Genomic DNA, 9699 nt, shown 5'->3' on the forward strand with positions numbered 1-9699 from the left:
AGGTAATCCAAGAATGCTAGCCCTACTTTATGAAAACAACTGGAGTATTGAAGGCACTGTTAATGAGCTTATTAAATTTAAGGACATTGACCAAGGATTCGTAAAGAGGTGGAGGAACCAACTGGAGAAGGCTGTGGAGGATCCGGACTACCTGTGGTTTGAGGCACCACGGGAATTAGTGAATAAGCTCATAGCTAAGAACCTAATCATATACAACATGTATGATAGGGATTTGCAATTTTGGATTGATGAACCTCCTCCCATTAGGGATCCTGAACTTGGCATTGGTAAGTACGTGGCATGGCAAACACCACTGCATAGGGAAGCCGTCAGAAGGGCGTTGGAGGTTTTAAGATAAGTATTAAGTATTCCTTTGCCGATAATTAAATGCCCTCTTATCAGCGTTGGGTTGATTGGCTTGATGAGGCTGAGGATAATCTGGCAACGGTAATCGACCTTCTGAGGCTTGGTAGGTACTCAAAGGCCTGCTACTTTACTCAGCAGGCCGCCGAGAAGGCGCTTAAGGCCCTTTTGATTAGGAGGTTGAATCGGTATGAACACATGCATAGCGTTAGGGAGTTGCTCGAGATGCTTAGGGATAACGGCATTGACGTTGATGATGAGTTGATTAGGGTTGGTGACGAGCTCGATAGTTATTACGTGCCAACGCGATACCCAAGTGCCTAACCGTCAGGCGCCCAGCATAGGCATTATACCGAGGAGGATGCCAGAAGGGCGATAGACTACGTGAATAGAGTGATTAACCTTGTTAAGTCAAGTGTATGATGTTGCCAGGAGGAATAATATTAAGGATTCGAGCCAGTTAATTCAAGCCATTAATAAGGCTATCAGAGGTCTAAACACAATCGCGGTCTTCATAATTGGTTCAATGGCCCGTGGAGAATTCGTGCTGGGCATGAACGACATAGACCTGGTCGTTATAGTGAGTGGCGAGCCACCATTTAGGGCTAAGGTAATTGGGTCACCGCTAGGTGATGTGGAGGTCATTGTATTTATCCTAAGCGAGTTCTGCAGTCACTACATGAATAATAATATAATACTCGAGACACTAAGAATAGGCATACCAATCATTGGCGACCCAGAGGAATTAATGAGACTATGCAGAAAATGATACAGAGGCCCTGCCATTGGGGGCGTGGCAGTTCAATGGTCGTTTGCGTTACCAATCATTAGTAACGCTCTTATAAACCCTTCTCCATGCAGACTACCAAGCACCTTCGTTTTACTTATTTAGTTACTAATGATTGGTAACGCAATGGGTCAAAGGATAGATGTCCCCATATTGGGTTTGGCGAGGTTGCTTGAGGCTATTGATGAGTTTGGCTCTCGTAGGGGTCGTGATCCATATACGAGGGAATTACTTGGTTTTTTGCGTATGTGGGGTTATGGTGAGGATTTGTTGCTTTTGGCTTGGGATTTGGGGCTTGTGGATAGGTATGATGATTATTGTGAACCTGTCAGCAGGAGGTTGTGTAGGTTTAATAAATTGAGTGATTTAGGTCGTGAGTTCCTTAGGCGTTAAGGAGTTACTAAATAGAAATAGATAGTCTCTATCTCCTTTCAAAGCACTTATGCGTCTTAACCGTGATTCCTCGTAAGCACTACCATTTAATGTTAAATGTCATAGGTCTTTAGGCTTAACCATAAACGACATCACCAGCACAACCACTAGTCCTATTATAAAAAGTATACCAAATATCCTCAACACGCCTGGGCTATATAGCTGTGGTGCCAGGTTTGTGAAGCCCAGGGCCCACACTACGTAGAATAGCAGCATTAGGGTCACTCCAAGGATGAGTAATGCCTTCCTCATCCTCTGTCTAAGCCTTAGGCCTGGCATTAATGGTAGCGCCGCTGCTATTGGTAGTGCGGCCATGCTAATTATTAGTGACTTACTTGGTTCCTCAAGTGCCTTGATTATTAGTGGTGTCGGGCAGTGTGTTGGTTCGAGGGGCTTTATTGATATTGGGCTTATGGTTATGTTTGTGGGTAGCACCGGCTCATTTACTGTTATTAATAGGTTTATTGATGAATTAATCCACTGGGTTATGGCTACCGCATCCCTTAGTACGTATGTTCCGCCGCTCGTTATGTTCATAACGACTGATTGGTTGGCTGTTGCTAATGATATTCTTAGCCATGTGAATTTCATGGGTACGGCTTTAGTCGTTATATATTCAATGGAGTATGTAGGTGCCTCACTTGGGTAATTGAGTGTGGAGTTATTGCTTATTATCTTCATTCCCGTGCCTATGCTTACATAGAGAATGAGTGGTTGATCCGTGGATATGCTCAACTCGTAGGTTCCCCGCGTGATGTTCACGTTTATGATGAAGCTTATTGGGTATGGTTTCATGCCCTGCGTAATGGGTGGAGCCTCACCAGAGACTCTTGCAATTACCTGCCCATTCCTGAGCATTGTGAGCGATAGTGTTGCTGGTTGTTCGGAGTATGATACTCCATAAATAATTACCTTATTGATACTCCCCGTAAAGTTCAGGTTCAGGTTGAAGGTTATTATAGAATTGGCGCTTATTGGTAGTACTGTGTTCGTTAATGGTATTGACATGACTTGGGGTATTGACGCGTTCATGTAGGGGGTTACTGGTATCACATTTATTGTCGTGGACACCACGTACCTTCCAGGGGGTATCGTTAATTCACCAGTGCTAACTAGAATGGCGCTTTGGTATAAACCACCCGGTATTATTAGTGAGGGGTCCTCCACGTAACTCGTGGCATTGGTGATTAATTGGCCTATGGATTCCTCAAAATCATTTATTATTGGGAGCTCCGTATAATTCTTAAGATCAAGTTGATAATCGCCACATATTGCATATGTGCCATTCACTGGCTTAATAGGCGTTATGTAGCCCATGGACTGTCTCCCTGGGTTCATTACGATTGAGGAGTATATTGGAAGTACGGTGTTCTCAATATAACCAATGGGTGCTAGTGATGCAAGGCTGTATATATTAGCGTAGTCCTTACTTATGGGTTCCCAGTTGATACTTATTGAACTAGTTCCCTGGTATGGTGGCCATAGTGGTGATATTGGTGTTGTTAATGCCGTGATTATTAAGGCCACGGCAAGTGTTAGTGCGGCTAGTTTGTTCTCACGTAATTTATTGAAGATCTCTATGAGTGTTATTACGAGGATTGCAGGAACAACCGCCATGAATCCGAGGCCTCCAAGTACCGTTGTTAATAGGGCAGGTATTGCCGTGTCTAAGGTAGCTAATTGCATGAAGGACGTTGTTGATAATAGGTAAATGACTTGATTGAGTATTTCCTGTGTCGTTATCTCGTGAATAATCGAGTACGTGCCAGCTATCCAGTAGTAGGTGAATGCTATTAGGCCTATGGTCAGTACGTATTGGCTCGACTCATTAAACTCCCTATTCATAAACCAGCGGGTTATTGGAATTAACACGTTAAGTAAGTCAGTAACTGGACTTAGGAAGGCTATCAACGCTGATAAACTGGCGCTAACCACCTTATTATCATTGTCTACATAGTAATACATCATTATGGCCAATGCCGTTGAGATTATCTGGGGAAGCCAGGGGTTCGTGATTAGGCTAATTAATGAGGCATTAATAATTGATGTGATGGCCACGGCAGTAATGATCCCAAGTCCCAATCCCCTAACCCTACCGAGCTTATACGTATATATGGCAATTAATGAATTGGTGATTATTATGAGGAGCATGATGAATATTGGTAAGTAACCGCTCATTACCAATGGGCTGAGTATAAGGCCTTGACCCAGGTCATTGGCACTAAAACTAACCATGCCCAGGGACTTTAGGATCAACTCTCCAAGGCTGTAGTAATAACTACTCCCATTAAATAATTGCAACCAAACATAAAGTGTCTCAATTATGCTGACCATGTAAGTCGCCACGCCAATTAACGGCTTAATTATTAATTCATGTTTCATAATTAATTAATGAGAAGACGGCATTAATTCTTTAATGCTTTACCTCAACATGACTGAGGCAGTGCTTAATACCAATTATTAGATATATTAATTCATTAATTACCTCGCCAAGTGACTTACCACTATCCATTATTGTAATTGGCATATCAATACTCAATTCATTATTATTGACAACTCTAATCATTAGTTGGTTAAGTGCGTGATCACCACTCACGTAACTCATTAGTATACTCATGATACTGCTGATGTCATTAGTCCTTACTATGCATGGTACGTAATTAACACCACCAATCACATACTTACTGTAATCCATGTCGCACTCCACGTGGATGTCATCCTCATCCCTAATGAGTGTGCTCACAGTAAATGCCACTAGGTATAACTTTTTAAAGGGAATGCCCATTAATTGCCTTGATGGCGTCAATTGAGGAATTAATAACGGGGACTGCGGTTGGGATTAAGGCTAGTGACGGCGTTGTGCTGGCTGCCGAGAAGAGGGTTGCCTATGGATTCACGATGTTCAGTAGGTCTGGTAAGAAGGTGTTTAAGGTTAATGACAATATTGGCATGGCCTCAATAGGAATACTGGCTGATATGCAAGTGCTCACTAAGATAGCTAAGGCGTACATGTCGCTCTATTCCCTAGACACAAAGACAAGACCCAGCATTAGATCTGCGGCTAAACTCTTATCATACGTACTATTCTCCAATAGGATATTACCATACTTCGTGGAGGTTCTCGTTGGTGGTATCGATGATGAGGGGCCACACCTCTTCATAATGGATGCGCTTGGTTCATTGATTGAGGATGACTATGCAGCCGTTGGCACAGGGACAAAACTGGCAATCGCAATACTCGAGAGTAATTATAAGCCAGGAATGAGTATTAAGGAGGCCAGGGATTTAGCCATTAAGGCAATAAACCAAAGTATATCCAGGGACCCAGTCTCTGGGGATGGCATTGACATACTGACAATAACGGGTAATGGCTCAACGGAGGAAACAATACCACTACAGCCACTGCGATTATGACAATGTGCCCCGCGTTGGAGGAGCACAGCCTCATCGGTGGGTTAATCCCAACTCGGTCGGCCCACGCCAGCGGGGCTGGGTAAATACATTACCTAAGGAATTTAGCTCTTTTGGTTTTCGTAATGATTATCAGAGTTCCTTTTTCATGAAGACTTAAGAACAACCTTCATACAACTTACTTAGTGATGTGCCTCCACGGGACTGAGGGTTGATGAAATTGGTCTTTGCTGATTCCCTTACCCTAAAGGCCCATCGTCTTTCATCAACCGTTTTATGTTATTGATGATTTGCAACGTAAGTAGTAATTATATTGAAGGATTAAGGTGTTGGAGATCATTGATTAATGATGAGGTAGATTTTTATTTCATAATGCCTACTCATAATTGTTAGTTGTTGTATGGCATTAATACTAGTTAGGTATGGTGAAGTTGCGATTAAGAGGTCCGGCACTAGGTCGTTAATGGAGAGATTACTCATGCACCACATACTTAGTGGATTGAGGAGTATTAGTATTGATGCCAGGGTCACTAGGTCTCAGGGTAGGTTGTTTGTTGAGGTTCCCGATGATAAGATTAAGGATAGTATTGACGTAATTAGTAGAGTTTTTGGTGTTAGATCATTATCTCCAGTTAAGGCTTATGAATTTAAGGAATTAAATGATATTGTTAATGCCACCGTTAAGGAGTGGAGCGAATTGATTAGGGGTAGGAGATTTGCTGTTAGGGTTCATAGGGTTGGTTCACATAACTTCACCTCAATGGATGTGGCTAAGGCCATTGGTGCCGCCTTAAAGCCGTTTAGTGCGGGTGTTGATCTCGAGAGGCCTGACATTGAATTGTTTATTGAGGTTAGGGGTAATAAGGCATTTTTATTTACTGAGATGATTAATGGAGCTGGTGGTTTACCACTTGGTTCTGAGGGTAAATTACTTGCATTAATTTCCGGCGGCTTTGATTCACCCGTGGCTGCCTGGTTCATGATGAGGAGGGGTTCCTACGTTGATGCCTTGTTTTGTTCATTAGCTTATCCAATAGATGTTATTAATTTCCTTAGAGTAACACATGCACTATTCAGCAGGTGGTCTATTGGTTATGATCCGAGACTCTTCATAATTGACTGCTCATCATTAATTAGCGAGTTTAGAGCTAAGGCCAATCCACACATGTGGAGTGTACTGTTTAAGAGGGTACTCTATGTGGTTGCGTCTAGGGTTGCCAAATCAATAGGTGCGTTAGGTCTCGTGACTGGTGAGTCCCTGGGGCAGGTGTCCTCGCAGACTCTCCATAATCTAATGGCCATTGAGTACGGCATAGACTTACCAATATATAGGCCATTAATTGGTCTTGATAAGGACGATATAATGAATTACGCGAGGAGGATAGGGACTTATGAGGAGTCCATGAGGACTGAGGAATTCTGCGCAATATTCTCCGAAAAGCCCAGGACTAGGGTTACTATTGAGGAATTGAACAAAGAATTCAACAAGCTTGATCAAGACCTCATCAATAACCTGTTGAGCAGTGCCGTGATGTTGAGGGCGAGCGCAGTCAATAAGGTGATTAATGAGTTAATGCTCGGAACGAGTGATGTGGAGATTGATCACGTACCTGAGGATGCTGTTGTTATTGACCTAAGGAGTAGGGGCGAGTATGAGTTGTGGCATTACCCAGGTGCTATAAACGTTGATGTTGACAAGTTGGTGAGTACGGCTGAGACCATGGGTAGGGATAAGGTCTACGTACTATATTGTAGCAAGGGCTTGAGCAGTAAGTGGGGCGCGCTTGAGCTTAGGAGGTTAGACTTCAAGGCGTTTTCCATAGACATTAATAGGTTGAGGAGGTCATCATGAAAGTATCTAGGGGACCTAGCGAGGGTTACGTGAGGTCCAGGGTACCTAAGGGATTTCACCTTGAGATTGCTAGGAAAATACAGACAGCATTGGCTGGTAGGGTTATTGAGGATGATTTAATCAGTATTGATGGTGTTGATTTAATAACGGGTATTGACGTTGCATATATTAACCGTGGAAGTACGGAAATTGGAATTTCAATAGCTAGCACGTATTCCATAAGTAGATCGTCAATTATTGAGTGGAGTTGTTGGATTGGTCCAATAACTTTTCCCTACATACCAACCCTACTCTCATTCAGAGAATTGAAGCCTGTGGTAAATGCATACCTTAGGTTAAGGACTAAGCCTCAGATAATCCTCATTGATGGGCATGGCAGGGCACACCCATATAGACTCGGTATTGCTAGCCACTTCGGTGTATGTATGCACGTGCCGACTATTGGCGTCGCTAAGTCGCTATTGTATGGTAGGGTGGATAGAGTTGAGGGTCCGATACTTGATATAAGTACTGACGAGGTTATTGGTTGGGCAATACAATGCGCGCCAAGTAAGCCAACCTATGTTAGTGTTGGTTATGGTTTGTCACTGAGGAGTGCCGTTGATCTCGTTAAGAGACTATGTGTTGGTTCACAAATGCCAATACCAATACTACACTCGCATAATACGGCTAATAATCTGAAGAAGAGAATTGTTGGGAAATTAATGAGTGATACATCAATTAATGAATTAGATAATGAGTGCAAGTCATCAATGAGCAATTACTTTTAATTTTAATGAGTTACCACTTCTCACCGAGTTTCACAGGTACTAATAATTTCTGTCTCTCAATGACGTATGTCCTGACATCCCTAATCATCGAATCAATAACCTGAGGGTTAGCCCTAGCCTTAGCTAAGTCGAGTATTGTCTTGGACGTATCGACAAGCTTTAGATCATACTCAACAAGCTTCTCCAGGTTCTCGGGAAATACCTTAAACCTATCATGCATGCCAGCATCGCCTGTTGGTGATCCCCAAACCTCAGCAATTAAACTCCTTAAGTCACTGAGCACGGTCTCGTATTGCTGTATCAATGAATCAAAGGGGTTATTACGGGCTATCTCCCCCTCAATCCTTTCAATAAAGCCAAGAGCCTCCTCAAGCATTGAAGCTGCGGTCTTCCTAACGAGGAAATCGTCCTGCCTAATCAAGTCCTTAACCTTATAGCCTCTGAAACCCGGCACTAGTAATTGGAGCCTCTCCAATGGGCTGAGTGGCGACTCAGAAATAGGCGGTTTGGCATTGTCTGAAGACATTAATTATTAATTTATGCTCAATTTTATAAACACTAGCCTAGGCTAACTAGGGATGGGTTAGCATTCAATCCCAATAACATCCTTACATGAACCAAGCAACTCCCTATACAAATGAGTTAGAATTCTGGCTGCCTTAATCTTCGTATCCAAGGCATTAAGTAATTCGTAATAAGCCTTCCTAAGTATTTCCCTAACATCCTCCGGTTTTGTCTTTAGTGATAACTCAATATTGACAGTGTGACACACCATCTTAACAATAGGTTCCTCAACACAACCTGTTAACCTAACAATTACCTTTCCCTCATCAACCCTAAACTCAGGAACAACATTCAAACTAGACAGTACCCAATTACTGCCAATTGGCGTTACACCAGACATACTGCATTGGTAATTCACGGTTATTTTAAAATGCTATACCCTCAGGTGGCTTTTTACGATTTCGTTGGTTGTGCTTCATATGGTTTTGGTAGTCCTGAGAATACTCCCCATGTGTAGAAGGCTATGGCTAGTATTGTGACTGTCACCATGTCCCATGGGAACTTAAGTATTGGCACTGGTCCTCCTGCTGTTTGGCCGATGTACGTCATTAGGACCATGGCGAGCATATAAACAATGTACCAAGTGGAATTCCTAAAGGCACCCCTAACCCTATAAATGGCTGCGAAAATAATCGATAAAACAAACACGAGCAAAACACCATATGGTGTTGCAGGCCAACCGCTCCAATAAACAATCCAAGTAGCGAAGATGAAGGCGAGTGCGCCAATAACGGCCGCCGCAGGCACCTTGTATGTTCCACTTAATCCCTGCCTTCTCGAAACCACCAATGACACCGGCACTACCGAGAAGCCTAGGTATCCAGCCACAACAGCCTCCTCAATTATTGTATAGACAGTCGGTATTGGTGAGAGAAGAGCTAGTACTAACCCTACAATACCAAAGATTATCAATGCCCAATAAGGTATTGCATATCTCTCATGGATCTCACCAACCCTTTGGCTAACATATTTAGATCTATACATCGAGAAGAAGACCCTTGTTCCACCACCGAGATAGATATAGCCGACTACGAAGGGGCCAATAATACCAACTATTGTAGCTATCGCCAATAACCAGTTAATACCGTATGTACCAGCTATGTACATTACCGGGTTATATGATGATGTGATTGATGTTAGGTCAGCCCAATCACCAGGCTTCACATTGAACGCGCTCCACTTAATTGATAATACGTACGTAGCGGCAAACAACACGTATATCAATGTTTGACCAATAACCACAAGTAGGATGGCAATTGGCATATCCCTCTGCGGATTCTTCATTTCTTCGGCATAGTCAGGAATAACCCTAGTACCACCGAAGGCAAACATGCCGAGAGGTATTGCAGAGAATACTGCAGCCCATCCGTAAGGTACAAAACCACCAGGTAAGCTAGATACGTTCTGCGGCATAAACACAGCAGCAAGGAGCCCAACCGGAATTATCAGGTATAGTATCAACTTTATTATACCGATGCCTGTCGTTGATTGACCGAAGAATTTAACACCAAAGTAATTAA

The 9699-nt window shown here is 42.9% G+C and carries 11 protein-coding genes and 1 pseudogene; 7 read left to right on the forward strand and 5 right to left on the reverse strand.

Annotated features, from left to right (window positions below):
* The 4 genes and pseudogenes from ACP5L5_RS11005 to ACP5L5_RS11020 form a co-directional block, all read left to right on the forward strand.
* Positions 1-358, forward strand: a pseudogene (locus tag ACP5L5_RS11005) (ATP-binding protein); the annotation flags it as partial.
* A 29-nt stretch (positions 359-387) separates the two neighbouring features.
* Complete coding sequence (locus ACP5L5_RS11010; protein ID WP_428763778.1) at positions 388-687, forward strand: HEPN domain-containing protein; 300 nt, start codon at positions 388-390, stop codon at positions 685-687.
* 79 nt (positions 688-766) lie between these two features.
* Positions 767-1132: a nucleotidyltransferase domain-containing protein gene (locus ACP5L5_RS11015; RefSeq protein ID WP_428763780.1), complete on the forward strand. Its 366-nt coding sequence runs from the start codon at positions 767-769 to the stop codon at positions 1130-1132.
* A 144-nt stretch (positions 1133-1276) separates the two neighbouring features.
* Positions 1277-1543, forward strand: coding sequence for a hypothetical protein (locus ACP5L5_RS11020; protein ID WP_428763782.1), 267 nt, complete (start codon positions 1277-1279; stop codon positions 1541-1543).
* A gap of 99 nt (positions 1544-1642) precedes the next feature.
* Here ACP5L5_RS11020 and ACP5L5_RS11025 read toward each other — a convergent pair whose 3' ends face one another.
* Positions 1643-3916: a hypothetical protein gene (locus ACP5L5_RS11025; protein ID WP_428763784.1), complete on the reverse strand. Its 2274-nt coding sequence runs from the start codon at positions 3914-3916 to the stop codon at positions 1643-1645.
* Between the two features lie 79 nt (positions 3917-3995).
* Positions 3996-4325: a hypothetical protein gene (locus tag ACP5L5_RS11030; protein ID WP_428763785.1), complete on the reverse strand. Its 330-nt coding sequence runs from the start codon at positions 4323-4325 to the stop codon at positions 3996-3998.
* 53 nt (positions 4326-4378) lie between these two features.
* On the opposite strand from ACP5L5_RS11030, the gene ACP5L5_RS11035 reads away from it, so the two are divergent.
* The 3 genes from ACP5L5_RS11035 (at position 4379) to ACP5L5_RS11045 (ending at position 7615) form a co-directional block, all read left to right on the forward strand.
* Entirely contained in the window at positions 4379-4996 is a 618-nt protein-coding gene (locus ACP5L5_RS11035) for a proteasome subunit beta (protein ID WP_428763787.1), read from the forward strand.
* A gap of 397 nt (positions 4997-5393) precedes the next feature.
* Positions 5394-6845: a tRNA uracil 4-sulfurtransferase ThiI gene (gene thiI / locus ACP5L5_RS11040; protein WP_428763789.1), complete on the forward strand. Its 1452-nt coding sequence runs from the start codon at positions 5394-5396 to the stop codon at positions 6843-6845.
* A complete protein-coding gene (locus ACP5L5_RS11045) occupies positions 6842-7615 on the forward strand; it encodes an endonuclease V (RefSeq protein WP_428763791.1) in 774 nt (257 codons plus the stop codon). The genes thiI and ACP5L5_RS11045 overlap by 4 nt, the downstream gene beginning before the upstream one ends.
* A 10-nt stretch (positions 7616-7625) precedes the next feature.
* On the opposite strand, the gene ACP5L5_RS11050 is transcribed toward ACP5L5_RS11045, so the two are convergent.
* The 3 genes from ACP5L5_RS11050 to ACP5L5_RS11060 form a co-directional block, all read right to left on the reverse strand.
* Positions 7626-8141 carry a hypothetical protein gene (locus ACP5L5_RS11050; protein ID WP_428763793.1) on the reverse strand — a complete coding sequence of 172 codons (516 nt, stop codon included), beginning with the start codon at positions 8139-8141 and terminating at the stop codon, positions 7626-7628.
* Positions 8142-8198: 57 nt separating this feature from the next.
* A complete protein-coding gene (locus ACP5L5_RS11055; protein WP_428763794.1) occupies positions 8199-8519 on the reverse strand; it encodes a hypothetical protein in 321 nt (106 codons plus the stop codon).
* 53 nt (positions 8520-8572) lie between these two features.
* A partial coding sequence (locus ACP5L5_RS11060; RefSeq protein ID WP_428763796.1) for an APC family permease occupies positions 8573-9699 on the reverse strand: 1127 nt, incomplete at its 5' end.

It is taken from the genome of Vulcanisaeta sp. (assembly GCF_049966235.1).
Classification (GTDB): domain Archaea; phylum Thermoproteota; class Thermoprotei; order Thermoproteales; family Thermocladiaceae; genus Vulcanisaeta; species Vulcanisaeta moutnovskia.